The 16209-nt window shown below is 74.3% G+C and carries 12 protein-coding genes; 1 reads left to right on the top strand and 11 read right to left on the bottom strand.

The window, feature by feature from the left end; genetic code table 11:
* Positions 1 to 37: 37 nt before the first annotated feature.
* The 11 genes from ACRYMY_RS02475 to ACRYMY_RS02425 all read right to left on the bottom strand — a co-directional run bounded on the left by ACRYMY_RS02475 (position 38) and on the right by ACRYMY_RS02425 (position 15042).
* Positions 38 to 682 (bottom strand): CAP domain-containing protein, encoded by a 645-nt coding sequence (locus tag ACRYMY_RS02475; RefSeq protein ID WP_432545682.1) that lies wholly within the window; start codon positions 680 to 682, stop codon positions 38 to 40.
* Between the two features lie 187 nt (positions 683 to 869).
* Entirely contained in the window at positions 870 to 1871 is a 1002-nt protein-coding gene (locus ACRYMY_RS02470) for an acetylxylan esterase (protein ID WP_432545681.1), read from the bottom strand.
* The gene (locus ACRYMY_RS02465) at positions 1871 to 3922 is read right to left on the bottom strand and encodes a beta-galactosidase (protein ID WP_432545680.1); all 2052 of its coding nucleotides are present in this window, start codon (positions 3920 to 3922) and stop codon (positions 1871 to 1873) included. Before ACRYMY_RS02465 ends, ACRYMY_RS02470 begins: the two co-directional genes overlap by 1 nt.
* A 6-nt stretch (positions 3923 to 3928) precedes the next feature.
* Entirely contained in the window at positions 3929 to 4627 is a 699-nt protein-coding gene (locus tag ACRYMY_RS02460; protein ID WP_432545679.1) for a hypothetical protein, read from the bottom strand.
* A 1-nt stretch (position 4628) separates the two neighbouring features.
* Positions 4629 to 6263: an ABC transporter substrate-binding protein gene (locus ACRYMY_RS02455; RefSeq protein WP_432545678.1), complete on the bottom strand. Its 1635-nt coding sequence runs from the start codon at positions 6261 to 6263 to the stop codon at positions 4629 to 4631.
* A gap of 50 nt (positions 6264 to 6313) precedes the next feature.
* Positions 6314 to 7183, bottom strand: coding sequence for a carbohydrate ABC transporter permease (locus ACRYMY_RS02450; protein ID WP_432545773.1), 870 nt, complete (start codon positions 7181 to 7183; stop codon positions 6314 to 6316).
* A 50-nt stretch (positions 7184 to 7233) separates the two neighbouring features.
* A complete protein-coding gene (locus tag ACRYMY_RS02445; RefSeq protein WP_432545677.1) occupies positions 7234 to 8223 on the bottom strand; it encodes an ABC transporter permease in 990 nt (329 codons plus the stop codon).
* Between the two features lie 234 nt (positions 8224 to 8457).
* On the bottom strand, positions 8458 to 10425 hold the full coding sequence (locus tag ACRYMY_RS02440; RefSeq protein ID WP_432545676.1) for an alpha-glucuronidase: 1968 nt from the start codon (positions 10423 to 10425) through the stop codon (positions 8458 to 8460).
* 90 nt (positions 10426 to 10515) lie between these two features.
* Entirely contained in the window at positions 10516 to 11508 is a 993-nt protein-coding gene (locus ACRYMY_RS02435; protein WP_432545772.1) for a LacI family DNA-binding transcriptional regulator, read from the bottom strand.
* A 56-nt stretch (positions 11509 to 11564) separates the two neighbouring features.
* Positions 11565 to 13901 (bottom strand): beta-xylosidase/alpha-l-arabinosidase, encoded by a 2337-nt coding sequence (locus ACRYMY_RS02430; protein ID WP_432545675.1) that lies wholly within the window; start codon positions 13899 to 13901, stop codon positions 11565 to 11567.
* A 190-nt stretch (positions 13902 to 14091) separates the two neighbouring features.
* Positions 14092 to 15042: a GAF domain-containing protein gene (locus ACRYMY_RS02425; protein WP_432545674.1), complete on the bottom strand. Its 951-nt coding sequence runs from the start codon at positions 15040 to 15042 to the stop codon at positions 14092 to 14094.
* A 222-nt stretch (positions 15043 to 15264) separates the two neighbouring features.
* On the opposite strand from ACRYMY_RS02425, the gene ACRYMY_RS02420 reads away from it, so the two are divergent.
* Positions 15265 to 16155, top strand: coding sequence for a phosphatidylinositol-specific phospholipase C/glycerophosphodiester phosphodiesterase family protein (locus ACRYMY_RS02420; protein ID WP_432545673.1), 891 nt, complete (start codon positions 15265 to 15267; stop codon positions 16153 to 16155).
* The last annotated feature ends 54 nt before the right edge of the window (positions 16156 to 16209 follow it).

The raw sequence follows: 16209 nt of genomic DNA, 5'->3' as shown, positions 1-16209 counted from the left end.
GTTGAGCGTCCGCGGGAGTGATCCCGAGACGCTGCCGTCAGCGCTCGGCGGCCACCTCGCGGGTCGCGCGGCGCAGGGCGGGGGCGGGGGCCCAGGCGGCGGGCGCGGCGGCGACGGGCTCGGGGGCCGGGGCGGGCTCGGGCGCCGGAGCGGCGCCGCGCGGCGGGGCGACGACGCCCGCGGGGAGCCGGAACACCTGCACGACCCACAGGCGCCCGTCGCCGCCGCGGACGGCGCCGACGCCGAGCTGGGTGACGTCCTCGCGCAGCAGGTTGGCGCGGTGGCCGGGCGAGGCGTGGAAGGCGGCGTCGAGCTGCTCGGCGTCCGCGCCCACGCCCACGTTCTCGGCGACCAGCGACCAGCCGGTCAGCTGCCGGCCGAGGTCGGGGTTGTGCTCCAGCCGCCCGGCGGCGGCCATCCGGAACGCCCAGTCGGTCGCCACGCGGTCGGTCTCCGGCGACTGCCCCAGCGGCGCCAGGCCCTCGGCGGCGCGGGCGTCGTTGACGAGGTCGATCGTGCGGGCGGCGGCCGCGCCGTCACCGGTCAGCGCCGTCGCCGACGCCGCGGCGGGCCGCGCGTCGACCGCCGTGCCCGCGCTGAGCGCTCCCGCGGCGACGAGCGCGGCGACCGCGAGCGCGCGGCGGGTGCGGGTGGGACGGGCGGCGGGGCGGGCGGGGCTCATCGGGGCGGTCCTCGGGTCCGGGGGCGCTGACCCCCTGTCCCTCGGCCGGTGCCGGAGCCGCCTGTAGCCCGTCCGGGTGAACGGCCGCGTGAACCAGTCCTGCGCTCATCGCGCGGCACGCCGGTGCGGGAGGTCCCCGTACCGGCGTGTCGCGCGATGAGCGCAGGACTGGTTCACACCTGGCGGCTCACCCCGCCCGCGGGGCCGGGACCGCCGTCCCCAGGCACTCCGCCAGCGCGGCCAGCGTCCGGGCGACGCCCTGGGTGCCGCCGCCCTCGTGCCCGTTGTACGGGTAGACCTCGATCTGCTTGGGCCCGGCGTAGTGGTGGTGCGCGGCGAACACGGTGGACGGCGGGCAGGTCGCGTCCATCAACCCCGTGGTGAACCAGGCGGGCGCGCCGGCGCGCGCGGCGAAGTTCACGCCGTCGAAGTGCGACAGGGTGCGGAACACCTGCTCGACGCGCTCGCGGTCGCCGGACAGGTACCGGGCGATCTCGGCGTACGGCTGGGCGTCGGTGATCTCGCTGGCGCGGCGGTAGTGGCACAGGAACGGCACGTCGGCGACGACGCCGGCCAGGTCGTCGGCCAGACCGGCGACGGCCAGCGCGAGGCCGCCGCCCTGGCTGCCGCCGATGACGGCCACGCGCGCCGGGTCCACGAGCGGGTGGGTGCGCACGGCGTCGACGGCGCGCACGGCGTCGGTGACGAGGCGCCGCAGGTAGTGCTTCTCCGGCGCCTCGACCCCGCGGGTGAGGAAACCGGGGGTGGAGGGTCCGGTGCCGTCGACGTCCAGGTCGGGGGTGACGGCGCGGTGCTGCCCGCCGCCACCCTGCCCGCGGCTGTCCATCACCAGGTGCACGTACCCGGCCGCGGAGGGGACCAGGTTGATCCACGGTTCGCCGCGGCCGCCGCCGTAGCCGATGTACTGCACGACGGCGGGGGTGGGTTCCCGCGTGCCGCGGGGCACGAGCAGCCAGCCGGCGATCGGCTGGCCCGCGAACCCGGGGAACCGGACGTCGTGGACGTCGACGGTGCGCAGGCCCGTCTCGACGCGCTCGCCGGTCAGCTCCGCGGGCCGGGTGCGGGCGTCGGCGAGGGTGGAGCGCCAGAACTCGTCGAAGCCGTCCGGTTCCTCCCGCGGCGGGGCGTACTCCCGCAGCCGGTCCAGCGGCATGTCCACGAACGCCATCAGCGCACCTCTCCGTCTCGCAGCAGGGGTTCGGACCTCACGACGACGACGTCCGCCGGCGCGAGCGCGAGGGTAGCGCCGGCCCGCACGGCGCGGCCGTCCAGCAGGGACAGCCCGTCGCGGTCGGCGACGACCTCCACGGAGCCGCTGCCGTGGTTCAGCAGGAACAGGTAGCGGGCGTCGTGGCGGTGCCGTTCGACGGCTTCCAGTCCGGGGACCCCGCCGTAGGGGCAGGTCACGCCCGCCTCGCGCAGCACCTGCGCGACGACCCAGCTGCAGCCGTCGGCGTCGAGGTCGGTGGCGACGTACCAGGCGGACCCCTCGCCGACGGCGTTCCGCGTCAGCGCCGGCGTGCCGGCGTAGAAGTCGGAGGTGTAGGTGCCGACGACCTCCGCTCCGCGCGCCTGCAGCACCTCGAACACCAGCGAGGAGTCCAGGGGCTCGCGGCCGTCGACGGCGACCCCGTTGCGCTCCTCGGCCGGCAGCGCGTCGGTCTCCAGCACCCGTACGCCGAGCAGGTCCGCGAGGAACCCCGGCACGTCGGCCAGGGGCGCGTTGTCGTCCTCGTCGTTGCGCCCGGACAGGTACCCGGTGAGCAGCCGGCCACCGCGGCGGACGAACCCCTCCAGCCGCGCGGGCAGATCGCCCTCGACGACGTGCAGCAGCGGGGCGACGACGACGTCGTAGCCCGTCAGGTCGGTGTCCACGGGCACGACGTCGACGCCCGCACCGGCGGCCTGCAGCGCGGCGTACCAGCGGCGCACCACGTCGACGTACTTCACCAGCCGCGAGGGGCCGTCGGACATCTCCACGGCCCACCAGCTGTCCCAGTCGAACAGCAGCGCGACGCGGTGGTCGGCGCGGGCGCCGGTGATCTCCCCGCGCAGGGCCTCGAGCTCGGCGCCGAGGGCGGCGACCTCGCGGAAGACGCGGGTGTCGTCGCGGCCGGAGTGGTCCAGGACCGCGCCGTGGTACTTCTCCGACGCGCCGCGGTTCTGCCGCCACTGGAAGAACAGGACGGCGTCGGCGCCGTGGGCGACGGCCTGCCAGCTCCACAGCCGCATCACGCCGGGCCGCTTGACGGGGTTGACGCCGCGGGAGGCGGTGACGCTGGGGGTCTGCTCCATGACCCAGAACGGGTCGCCGCCCTTGAGGCCCCTCATCAGGTCGTGGGCCAGGGCGACGCGGTCCTGCGAGCGGGCGTCGGGCGGGTAGTTGTCCCAGGAGGCGAAGTCCAGGTGCGGCGCCCAGCGGTGGTAGTCCAGCGGGCGGAACAGGCCCATCATGTTCGTGGTGACGGGCTTGCCGCTGCTGTGCCGCTCGACGGCCTCCTTCTCGGCGAGGTAGGAGGCGATCATGCTGTCGGTCGTGAAGCGGCGGTAGTCGAGGGTGATGCCCTGGAAGGCCGTGTGGTCGGGACCGTTCCAGTGCTCGCTGATCGCGCTGGGCGGCACCACCTCCTCGAAGTCGGTGAAGGTGTGCGACCAGAACGTCGCGTTCCACGCCTCGTTGAGCCGCTCCAGCGTGCCGTACCGCTCGCGCAGCCAGACGCGGAACGCGGCGGCGCAGTGCTCGCAGTAGCAGGCGCCGCCCTCGCCGCCGTACTCGTTGCCGACGTGCCAGGCGACGACGTTGTCCCAGTCGCCGTAGCGCTGGGCGATCCGCTCCGCCAGCGCGACGGCGTACCGCCGGAAGGACGGGGAGTTCGGGCAGTGGTTGTGCCGCTGCCCGTACAGGTGGCGCCGGCCGTGGAAGTCGACGCGGGTGACGTCCGGGTGGGCGCGCGCCAGCCACGGCGGCTGCGCGCCGGTCGCGGTGGCCAGGACGACGTCCTTGCCGGCGTCGCGCAGCATCCCCATGATCCGGTCGAAGCGCTCGAAGTCGTACCGGTCCGGTGCCGGCTGCAGCAGCGCCCAGTCGAAGACGCCGACGGTGAGGGTGTCGACGCCGGCCCGGTCGAACAGGGCCAGGTCCTGCGCCCACACCTCCTCCGGCCACTGCTCCGGGTTGTAGTCGCCGCCGTAGCGGATCTTCGGTGCAGGGCGGGTCACGGTGGGTCAGGCTCCAGCGGGGACGACGGGTTCGGTGTTCTCGGTGTGCTCGGCGCGGACGGCCCGGCGGGCGGGCCCGGCGGCGACGGCGACGACCTGAGCGGCGACGGCCAGCAGGCCGACCGCGGCCCAGGAGCCGACGGTGACGCTGACGGTGACCAGGACGGCGCCGACGGCCAGCAGGACGAGGGTCAGGCCGGGGAAGCGGACGGCGACGTGGACGGCGAGGCGGGCCGCGTCGCGGGTGCGGAAGCTGAAGGCGGTGACCAGCACGAGCATCACCGCCGCCCACAGGACGACACCCGCGGCGACGACGAGCCCGAGCGGGCCGGTGCCGCCGGTGGGGTCCAGCGCCCGCCCGGCCAGCAGGGCGGTGACGACGGCGACGGCCGGCACCCAGAAGGCGAGGACGTCGCGGGCGTCGGACCACCAGCGGCGGCGGAACTCCCTCCCGACCGCCGGGTCGTCCCCGGCGGTCAGGAGGGTGCCGCAGTGCAGCGCGGCGGCCAGCGCCGGCCCGACGGGCACGGCGGCCAGCGCGTACAGGGGCGCGTTGGAGACGTCCGGCACCAGGGCGGCGGCCACCAGCCCCGACGGCACCAGGGCGGCGGTCGTCCAGAGCTGCAGGACGACCGTGGCCCAGACCCGCTCGCAGGCGCGGAACAGCCACCCGGAACCGAACTGCCGGCGCGCACCCCCGTCCACGTCAGGCGTCCTGCGCGGCCTGGTTCACCAGGTCCAGGTAGCGGCTCATGCCGCGACCCTCGAGCTCCTGCACGAAGGCGTCGTACTGCGCCACGTCGCGCTGGCCGAGCGCGAACTGCAGCTCGCCCTGGGCGACGTAGTCCTTCAGCGGCGTGGCCAGCAGGGTGACCTGCTCGCGCTCGGTGGCGCTGTAGGGGTGCGGCGGCAGCGGCTCGACCTGTTCCTTGGACGCCATGGCCTCCTGCCAGGTGATCTCCTCCGGGCTCATCATCGACCGGATGAGGTCGGTCGTACCGCCGTAGGAGAAGTTGCCGCCCATGAAGCCGAACTCGGTCTGCAGGTCCTTCGTGCCGCCCGGGTTGAGGTCCAGGTAGCTGACCTCCGGCATCAGCACGCGGCGGCCGTCGGGCTCCTCGGTGTAGGTGGTGCCCTCGACGCCCCACTTGGCGAACTCGCGGCCCTCGTCGCTGTACCAGAGCCAGTCGACGAACTGCATGAGCGCCTGGAAGTCGTCGCGCTCGGCAGCCGCCGCGGAGATCATGATGCCGTTCTCCAGGCGGGTGCCGCCGACGACGTTCCCCGCCGGGCCGGCCGGCAGGACGATCTTGCGGATGTCGTAGTTGCCGGCGCCGAGGCTGGAGTCCATCGCCAGGCGGTGCTTCGGCGGGTCCTGGGAGTTGCCGCTGATGGCGAACGACTGGCCGGTGTACAGCTTCTGGGTGGCCTGGTCGTCGGTCTGGGTGAAGCTCTCCGGGTCCATGAGCCCCTCGGCCACCAGGCCGTTGAGGTAGGCGACGAAGTCCTCGTGCGCGGGGGTGGCGGCCGCGAACCGGAAGGTGTCGCCGTCGTGGACCAGGCCCTCGCCGTAGCCCCACCCGGACACGGTGCCGTAGCCGGTGCTGACCTGGTTGAGGAAGTTCAGACCCTCGTAGCGGTCGGAGAAGGGGATCACGTCCGGGTAGGCCGCCTTGAGGCCCCGCAGCGCGTCGGCGAACTCGTCCCACGTGGTGGGCTCGGGGATGCCGTTCTCCTCCAGCAGGTCGGTGCGCATGAGGATCGTGTAGTCGGGCCACAGGTTCTCGTGGAAGCCGGGCAGGACGTAGTACTTGCCGTCCTCCTGCAGGAGCGTCTCCAGCTCCGGTTCCATCTGCCAGTCCTGGACCTTCTGCCGGTAGTGCGGCATGAGGTCGGTGTAGTCGCTGACGGCGAGGACGACGCCGGAGGCGACGAACGGCGCCTCCTGGCCGGGGTAGGTCTTGGGGATGATGACCGGGGCGTCACCGGCGCTGACGACGAGGCTGCGCTTCTGCTCGTAGTCGCTCATCGGGACGATGGTGGCCTCCAGCGAGACGTTGGTCGTCTCGGCCAGCGCCGACCAGAACAGCCAGTCGGGGTTGTACGGGTAGTTCGGGTGGTCGCTGAACAGGGTGGTGAAGGTCAGCGGCTCGGTCGCGCGGAACGTCTGGCCGACGTCGTAGCCGTCCATCGCGCCCCTGGTCTTGTCGCTGACGTCCTCACCGGCGTCGCCGCCGCCGCAGGCGGCCAGCGCGCCGACGCTGCCGGCGGCGGCCAGGCCCAGCAGGGTCTGGCGGCGGGTGGGGCGCAGGCCGGGGAGGGTGGTGTTCTCGGTGCTCACGGGGGTCCTCCGGTTCGTCGTCGAACGGGTGCTGGTGCCGGGTGCGGGGATCACTGCTTGACGGAGCCGAGCATCACGCCCGACACGAAGTACTTCTGGATGAAGGGGTAGACCATGACGATCGGCAGGACCGTCAGGACCATGGTCACCGACTGGATGTTCGCGGCGACCTGCCCGGCGCTCTCGGTGCTGGCTTCCATGGAGGTCGCCGTCGTGACGCCGGCGATCATGTTCCGCAGGTAGATGGTCACGGGGAACATGTCCGCGCGGTCCAGGTACAGGAACGCCTGGAACCAGGCGTTCCAGTGGGTCACGGCGTAGAAGAGCGTCATGGTGGCCAGGACGGCCTTGCTCAGCGGCAGGACGATGCGCAGCAGGATGCCGTAGGTGTTCAGGCCGTCCATGGCGGCGGCCTCCTCCAGCTCCTCGGGCATGGCCTCGAAGAACGTCTTCATGACCAGCAGGTTGAAGACGCTGACCGCGTTGGGCAGCACGATCGCCCACAGGGTGTTGTTCAGCCCCAGCGAGGTGACGAGCACGTAGTTGGGGATGAGGCCGCCGTTGAAGAACATCGTGAAGACGGCGAACGTGATGAAGAACGTGCGGCCCTTGAGGTGCTTGCGGCTGACGGCGTAGGCGAAGCACGTCGTCAGGAACATGGAGATGGCGGTGCCGACGACGGTGTAGAGCACCGTGTTGGCGTACCCCCGCCAGAAGGCGCGGTCGCCCATCACCACCTCGTACGTGTCGAGGTTGAAGCCGCGCGGGACGACGTTGACCCGTCCCGCGTTGATCGCCGTCTCGTCCGACAGGGACTGGGCGAGGATGTTGAGGAACGGGTACATCGTCACCACGACCACGAGGGACAGGACGACGACGTTGAGGACCCGGAAGGCGCGATAGCCGCGGGAGTCCTTGATGGTGGACGCCGGGGCCGCGCGGACGTCGCTGAGGTCGACCGTCGGCGCGCTCACCACAGGCTCGATCCGACGATGCGGCGCGACAGGGCGTTCGCCGACAGGACGAGGAACAGGCCGATCAGCGACTCGAACAGGCCGATGGCCGTGGCGTAGCTGAAGCTGTTCGACTCCAGCCCGACCCGGTACAGGTAGGTGCTGATGACGTCCGCCGTGGGGTAGGTGAGGGGGTTGTAGAGGAGGAGGACCTTCTCGAACCCGATGGACAGGAACGTGCCGATGTTCAGGACGAGCAGCACGATGATCGTGGGTGCGAGGCCCGGCAGGGTGATGTGCCAGGTCTGCTTCCAGCGGTTGGCGCCGTCGATGCGCGCGGCCTCGTACAGCGACTCGTCGATGGTCGTCAGGGCGGCGAGGTAGAGGATCGCGCCCCAGCCCATCGTCTGCCACACGTCGGAGGCGACGTAGATGGTGCGGAACCAGTCCGGGTCCTGGATGAAGGGGATCGGGCCGGCGTCGAAGAGGCCGATGACCTGGTTGGCGGTGCCGCGCAGGGAGACGAACTGCAGCACCATGCCGGCGATGATGACGATCGACATGAAGTGCGGCAGGTAGGACGCCGTCTGGACGAACTTCTTGAACTTCTTGCTGCGCAGCTCGTTGAGCAGCAGCGCGAAGACGATCGGCAGCGGGAAGCCGATGAGGAGCGTCAGGGTGCCGAGGACCAGCGTGTTCTGGAAGACGTTCCAGAAGGTCGGGTCGTTGATGAAGAGCTGGACGTAGTCCAGCCCGACCCACTCCTCGCCGAAGACGCTGCCGCCGGGCACGAACCGCCGGAAGGCGATGACGTTGCCGAGCATGGGCAGGTACTTGAAGACCACGAACCACGCCACGGGCAGCAGCAGCAGCGAGTACAGCCGCCAGTCCCGGGCGATGGCGCGCCGCCACGTGGGGCGCGGGGCTCCGGAGCCCTTCGGGGGTACGCCCACCGCGGGGACGGGCGCCTGGCCGGGTGGCTGGCCGGTCGGGGCGTGCACCGCCAACGTCCTCACCTCCCTGTGAGTCGCTCGAAAGTTTCGGTGTCGGCATCGACACTTTCTAGGCGGGGACTCTAGGCACCCCGCCACGGACACGTCAAGACACTGTCCAGAGCGCTGGACAGTGGTTGAGCGTCCGCACACCCGGTGCTGGACGGGCACGCCCGCAGGGCGCGGACGCGCGACAGCGGGCCACCCGTGCTCCCGGGTGGCCCGCTGCGAGCTGTCAGAGGCGGGCTGTCAGTAGATGCGGCGGCCCTGCGCGTCGGGCACGCCGCTGGCGCGCCGGAAGTAGGTCGTGATGCGGTCGCACCACTCCTGGGCCGAGCGCACCTGCTCGGCCAGCCGCGCGCGCACCTCCTGCGCCGTCCGCTCGTCCACGCGGCCGGCGACCTCCTCCCAGCGCGCCGCCCGGCGGCGCACGTCCTCCACGCCCGCGAAGTGCGTGTCGTAGACGCGCTGCACCAGCGTCTCCCCCGTGGACAGGCGGTGCCCGTAGCCGACGTGGTGGAAGAACAGCAGCAGCTCCTCCGGGCACGTCGCGAGGTCCTCGTAGCGGGCCGCCCACACCGGCGGGTACTGCCCCGCGTACCCCGTGCCCGTGGCCACCGTGCGGTCCACGCCCACGCCGTCGCGGTCGGCGAAGTGGTAGGTGCCCCACGCGGAGTACTCGTAGCCCTCCACGTCCGGGCCGTAGTGGTGGTGCGGGCTGACCATCCAGCCCACCCCCAGCGGCGCCGTGTAGTCCTCGTACGTGCGCCAGGAGCCGGCCACGACGTCGTGCACGCCCGCCAGCAGCTCCTCGTCGTCGCCGAAGGTGGCGCGCGACCACTCCAGGAGCAGGGCGTCGGGGTCCAGCCGCGGGTCCCACGCCAGCCGGCCGAACGCGTACAGGTTCGCCTGCGCCAGCGGGTGGCCCGTCCAGCACCAGGAGTCGCCCACGTTCGAGACCGCCACCACGCCGCCGCGCGCGCGGTCGGCGACGGTGCGCGGCTCGCTCGTGCCCTCGCCGAAGTCGAAGCGCAGGACCTCCGACCACTGCGGCGCCAGGTAGCACACGTGCCGCTGCTGGCCCGTGTACTCCTGCGTGGCCTGGAACTCCACGGCCGTCGTCGTGCGCTGCAGCGCCCCCAGCAGCGGGGACACCGGCTCGCGCACCTGGAAGTCCATCGGCCCGTTCTTCACCTGCAGCACGACGTTGTCGTCGAAGCGGCCGTCCAGCGGGACGAAGTGGTCGTGCGCGGCGCGGGCGCGGTCGGTGCTGCGGTCGCGCCAGTCCTGGCGGTGGTCGTAGACGAAGCAGCGCCACAGCACCGTGCCGCCGTGCGGGGCCAGCGCGCGGGCCAGCACGTTCGCGCCGTCGGCGTGGTCGCGGCCGTACGAGTGCGGACCGGGGCGGCCCTCGGAGTCGGCCTTGACGAGGAACCCGCCCAGGTCGGGCACCGCCCGGTACAGGCGGTCGGCGGTCTCGCGCCAGAACGCCGCGACGCGCTCGTCCAGCGGGTCGGCGACGTCCAGGCCGCCGAGCGAGATCGGGGAGCTGAAGTCGACGCTGAGCCACACCCGCACGCCGTGCGCGCGCGCCAGGTCCGCCACGCGCACCACGTCGGGCAGGTGCTCGTCGACCAGCCCGCGCTCGGCGTCGTGCACGTTGACGTTGTTCAGGGCCCAGGCGTTCAGGCCGACGGAGGCCATCAGCCGCAGGAACCCCCGCACGCGCGTGAGGTCCTGCACCACGCGCCCGTCGCGGAACAGGATCGAGTCGCCCGCGTAGCCGCGCTCGACGCTGCCCATCGGCCCGTCGGCGGTCATGTTGTCCCACGAGTCGAGCATCCGCAGGTCCACCGCCGGGTCCTCCACGGTGCCGTCCAGGACGTCCGGCACGACGATCGCGCGGTAGAACCCGTGCAGCAGGCCGGCGCCGTCCGGGGCGCGCACCACCCGGTCCGCGCCGTCGTGGTGGACGGCGAAACCCCCGGGCCGCAGACCGTCCGGGGCTCCCCGCGTGGTGAACAGCCAGCGGGGCGCGCCGGCGGCGGGCTCGCCCAGGCCGAGCTCGGCGCGCAGGGAGGCCACCTCCTCCAGCACCGTCGCGCCGGCCGGCCCGCCGCCGTCGACCTCGACGCGGGCGGCGGCCAGGTGCCGCCCGCGCGCGGCGGGCAGCCAGCAGGGGTGGGTGTCGGGGAACCAGGGCTGCGGGGTCGGCACGGGGTGACCTCCCGGTCGGGGTGGGTGGGCGTTCGGGGCGCGCGGGGCGTTCGGGGCGCGCGGGGGTTCGAGCGCGCCCGCGCGGGCGCGTCAGGGACGCGCGGGGGCGCTGGTGCTGCCGCGCACGACCAGGTGCACGGCCAGGTCCATGCGCAGGACGGGCGGCTGCTCGCCCTCGGCCAGGGCGAGCACGAGCTTGGTGGCGGCGTCGGCCATCTCCAGCAGCGGCTGGTGCACGGTCGTCAGGCCCGGGATGATCCAGTCGGCCACCGGCAGGTCGTCGTAGCCGACGACCGAGAGGTCGTGCGGCACCGACAGGCCCAGCTCGTGCGCGGCCCGGTACACGCCGATCGCCTGCAGGTCGTTGCCGGCGAACACGGCGCTCGGGCGGTCCGGGCGCGACAGCAGCTCCCGGCCGTGGGCGTGACCGCTCTCGACGGAGAAGTCGCCCCAGCGCACGAGGTCGGCGCCCAGCCCCGCGTGGGCCAGGGCGTCGCGGTGCCCGGCGACGCGCGCGCGGCTGGGCACGGTGTCCCGCGGGCCGCCGACCACGGCGATCCGCCGGTGACCCAGCTCCACGAGGTGCCGGGTGGCCATCAGGCCGCCGTCGAAGTTCGCCGACCCGATCGAGGGGGCACCCCCCTCGTCGTCGCCCGCGGGGTCCACGACGACGTAGGGGATGCCGCGCGCCTCCAGCTGCGTGCGCTGGTCGGGGTCCAGGTCGGAGAACACCATGATGACGCCGGTGGGCCGGCGGGCCAGGACGCTGTCCAGCCACTCCTGGCGCGGGGTGCGCCCGACGCTGCACTCGGACAGGACCACCTCGACGCCCTGCGCCGAGGCGGCCCCCTCCACCCCCCGCACCACCTGCAGCGCCCACGGGTTGCCCAGGGAGTTGAACACCAGGTCCAGCAGCCGCGGCCCGGAGCGGGCCCCCGTGCGCCGGCGCTGGTAGCCGTGCTCGGAGATCAGCTGCTCGATCCGGGCCCGCGTGCCGGGCGAGACGTCCTTGCGGCCGTTGAGGACCTTGCTGACGGTGGGCACCGACACCCCCGCGGCCTCGGCGAGCTGGGCGATCGTCATGCGCGGCACGGCGACCACCTCCTCCCGCGCGACGCGCTGGCCGAGGTGGCCAGCGGTCACGACACCTCCACGGGAGTGTCCATCACCCGCTCGTGCCCGACGACGCGGGCGGCCCCGACGAGGGTGAAGGAGGCGGTCAGCGGGGTGTCGCCGGCCGAGGCGCCCGCGTGGACGTCGATCCGGCCGGGCTCGACGACGCGGCGGTAGCGCGCGTCCACGAGGGCCGTGCGGTCGGCGTGCACGGTGAACGTCACGCGGCGCGACTGCCCGGGCTCGAGGTCGACGCGGGTGAACCCGGTCAGCCAGCGCACCGGGCGCACGACGGTGGCCACGGGGTCGGACAGGTACAGCTGCGGGACGGCGGTGCCGGCGCGCCCGCCGGTGTTCGTCACCGTCAGGGAGACGGTGACCGCCCCGTCCACGGGCACCTCCTCGGCGCCCAGCTGCAGGTCGCCGTAGGAGAACTCCGTGTAGGTCAGGCCGTGGCCGAAGCAGAACGCCGGCTCGCTGCGCAGCGAGCTGACGCCCGCGGCGTCCGTGCCGAGCTTGGGCTGCAGGTAGGTGCCCGGGTGCGGGGCGTCCGGCGCGGGCACCTGCACGGGCAGGCGCCCGGAGGGGGCCACGCGCCCGGACAGGACGCCGGCCAGCGCGGGCCCGCCCTCCTCGCCGGGCATGAACGCCTGCAGGACGGCGCCCGCGGCGTCGGCGGCCGCGCCCAGCGCGTAGGGGCGGCCGGAGACGACGACGAGGACGCTGGGCGTCCCGGCGCGCTGCGCGGCCTCCTGCACCGCGGCCACCAGGTCGGCCTGGACGCCGGGCAGGCGCAGGTCCTCCACGTCGCAGCCCTCGCCGGAGGTGCCGGCGCCGAACAGCCCGGCCTCGTCGCCGACGGCCAGGACGACCAGGTCGGCGCGCGCGGCGGCCTCCTGCGCGGCGGCGAACCCGCTGCGGTCGTCCCCGCGCACGGTGCAGCCGGCGACGTGCTCGACCTCCGCGCCCGGCAGCTCGGCGCGCAGCGCGTCGAGCAGCGTGGGCGCCTCGACGCCCAGGCCGAGCTCGGGGCGCTCCTTGAGCACGTGGTTGGGGAAGGAGTAGCAGCCGAAGAACGTCGAGGCGTCGTGCGCGGCCGGCCCGACGAGGGCGATGCGGCGCACCTCCTGCGCCAGCGGCAGGGTGCCGGACTCGTTGCGCAGCAGCACGACCGAGCGCTCGGCGATGCGGCGGGCGATGTCGCGGCGGTCGGGGGCGTCCAGGTCCGGCACGACCGCGGGCGGCTCGTCCTCGACGTGCGCGTCGAGCAGGCCCAGCTCGCCCTTCTGGCGCAGCACGCGGCGCACCGCGCGGTCGACGAGGGCCTCGTCGACGGCGCCGGAGCGCACCAGCTCGGCCAGCGGCTCGCCGTAGGACTCCGTCTGCGGCAGCTCCACGTCCACGCCGGCGCGCAGCGCGAGCGCCGCGGCCTCGCCCTCGGTGGCGGCCACGCCGTGCGAGCGCTGCAGGAACGGCACGCCCCAGTAGTCGGAGACGACGACGCCCTCGAAGCCCCACTCCCCGCGCAGCAGGTCGGTCAGCAGCCACTCGTCGGCCGCGGAGGGCACGCCGTCCACGTCGGAGTAGGAGTGCATGACGGAGCGGGCGCCGCCGTCGCGCAGGGCGCGCTCGAACGGGGGCAGGACCACGTCGAGCAGCTCGCGCCGGCCCATCGAGACGGGGCCGTGGTTGCGGGCGCCGCGGGAGGCGGAGTACCCGGCGAAGTGCTTGAGGGTGGCGACGACGCCGGCGGACTCCAGCCCGGCGACGTAGGCGGTGGCCAGCTCGGCGACCAGGTGCGGGTCCTCGCCGAGGGTCTCCTCCACGCGGCCCCAGCGGTAGTCGCGCACGACGTCCAGGACGGGCGCCAGGCCCTGGTGCACGCCGAGGGCGGCCATGTCGGCGCCGACGGCGGCGGCCATCTCGCGCACGATCTCGGCGTCGAAGGCGGCGGCCCAGGCCAGCGGCACGGGGTGGATGGTGGCCCGGAAGGCGGTCAGCCCGGCCAGGCACTCCTCGTGGGCGATGGCGGGCACGCCCAGGCGGGTGCGGGTGCGCAGGAAGCGCTGGTGCTCGCGCAGCAGGGCGACGCCCTCGGCGGGCTCGACCGGGCGGGTGCCGAAGGTGCGGGTCAGGTGCCCCAGGCCGTCGCGGGCGATGTTCTCGTAGGTGGCGCCGACGGTGAACTCGTCCTGGCCGGGGGCCACGTTGGCGCCGTCGGCGTCGCGCAGCCAGACGCTGCCGAGCTGGCCGAGCTTCTCCTCCAGCGTCATCGCCGCGAGCAGCTTCTCGATGCGCTCGGACAGCGGGAGGGCGGGGTCCTGCCACTGGTGGTCGTTCAGGGGCGGAGCGGGCAGGGACATCAGCGTCCTCCGGGTCGGCGGTCGGACCCGGCAGGGGGTCGTCGCGGTGACGCGTGCCGGGCGCGGCCCACGCTAGGGGGTCCCGACATTTGCGGTCAACGACCCGAAAGTTTCGCGGCGCGGCGGTCCGCAGCTCGCCCGCCCCCCCCACCGGTCCCCCATCCGGTCCCCCACCCGGTCCCGTCCGCGCTCAGGCGGCGCCGGGGACCACCGCGGCGTCCAGGAGCGCCGCGGCCTCCGCCCGGGCCCAGGCGGCGGCGAACCCCTCCGCGAGGGAGTACTGCGCCGAACCGCACGCGGCCCGGAAACCCCCGGCCAGAAGCGCCCGGTGCACGCGGCGGACGGTCAGCTCGGCCACGGCCGGGGCCACCCGGGTCAGGACCAGGCCGAGCTGGCCGCCGCCGAGGTCGGCGACGAAGTCGTGCTCGCGCACCTCGCGGCGCAGCAGGTCCGCGGCGCGGCGCACGAGGCGCTCGTGGGCGGCCGGGGTCGGCCGCCCGGGGACGCGGTCGCCGTCGCCCAGCGCGAAGACGACGACGCGGGCCGGGTCGCCGTGCGCGCGGTGGTGGGCGTCGGCCTCGGCGAGGAAGTCGAACCAGCCGCGGCGGTTGGCGATGCGGCTGAGGGGTCGTCCCGCGCTGCCCTCCAGCGCCCAGCGGGTCAGCTCAGCGGTCCGGCGCTCGCCCCGCTCCGCACGGAGCAGACCCGTCAGGAGAGCGGCCAGGAGCTCGACCAGCGGCCGGTGCTGCTCCAGCTCCGCACCGCGCGCGGACGGGTCCAGGCCGCAGACGGTGCCGAACAGGCCGCCGTCGACGTCCTGCAGCGGGACGCCGACGTAGGCGCCGATCGGGAAGGCGCGCGTCACGGGCGCGTCCGCGTAGCCGGGGACGGCCGCGACGTCGGGAGCCACCCGCGGCGCGCCCTCGACCATGCGGCGGCACAGCGAGTCCTCCCACGGGTGCGAGCCGCCCGGAGCGGTGCCGTAGGCGGTGTCGCGCACCTGCAGGTAGACCTGCCGCTCACCGTCGAAGCGGGTGATCGCCCAGTAGCCCAGGGGCACGGTGCGCTGCAGGTGGTCGAGCACCTGGGCGCACGCCCGCTCGAACGTCAGCGGCGCGGCGGGGAGGGAGTGGTGCGGCACGGGGGCTCCTGGTGGACGGTTCGTCGCCTCGGTCCGGCGTCACGACCTGCGACCGGGCCGCCGTCCAGTGTGCGCCGCCGCGGGCCACCTGGTTGAGCGTCGTACGTCTTCCGCGGAGAGGATCACCGGCCCGGCGCACGGTGTCCGCCGGTCGTTCAACGGCGCGTCACCGGGTCCCCCCAGCATCGGCGTCCCCGACCACCCGACCGGAGGACACCCGACATGGTCAACCGCTGGACCCCCCGCGCGCTGGGCGCCCTCGTGGGCGCCCTCGTCCTGCCCCTGACCGCCGCTCCGGCCCTGGCCGCGACCGCGCCGGCGGATCCGCCGGCCGCGGTCGGCGCCCCGGCCGCCGCGGTGGCGCTGCCGCAGGCGCACGCCCACAACGACTACGAGCACGAGCGGCCGCTGCTGGACGCCCTCGACCACGGGTTCACCAGCGTCGAGGCCGACGTGTGGCTCGTCGACGGGGAGCTGCTCGTGGCGCACGACGCCGTCGACCTGGACCGCAGCCGCACGCTGCAGTCGCTGTACCTGGACCCGCTGGCCGAGCGGGTGGCCGCGAACGGCGGGAGCGTCCACCCCGGCCACGACGAGCCGCTGCAGCTGCTGGTCGACGTCAAGACGCTCGCGGTCCCGACGTACCTGCGCCTGCACGAGGTGCTGTCCGGCTACCCGCAGCTGCTCACGGAGTTCCGCGTCGGCGAGGACGGCTACGACGCGCGTCCCGGTGCCGTGACGGCCGTCGTCTCCGGCAACCGGCCCGTCGACCTGATGGCCCGCCAGCCCGTGCGGTGGGCCGGCTACGACGGCCGCTCCGGCGACCTGGGCAGCGGCGCCGACCCGGACTTCATGCCCCTGCTGAGCGAGAACTGGACGAACCTCTTCACGTGGACCGGGGAGGGCGAGATGCCCGCCGCCGAGCGCGCCCGGCTGCAGCAGCTCACCGCCACCGCCCACGCGGACGGCCGCGCCGTGCGGTTCTGGGCGACGCCCGACGAGCCCGGCCCCGCGCGCGAGGCGGTGTGGACCGAGCTGCTGGCCGCGGGCGTGGACCACGTCAACACGGACGACCTGGCGGGGCTGCGGGACTTCCTGCTGACCCGGGGCTGACCCCCGGCAGCTGAGCCCGCGGCTGGACCGCGCGCGTCCCGGTCCGCGACGGGC

Origin of the sequence: Kineococcus haloalkalitolerans (assembly GCF_050871905.1) — a bacterium.
Classification (GTDB): Bacteria; Actinomycetota; Actinomycetes; order Actinomycetales; family Kineococcaceae; genus Kineococcus.
The sequence above is the reverse complement of the archived record's forward strand: the minus strand, read 5'-3'. Positions and strand labels throughout refer to the sequence as shown.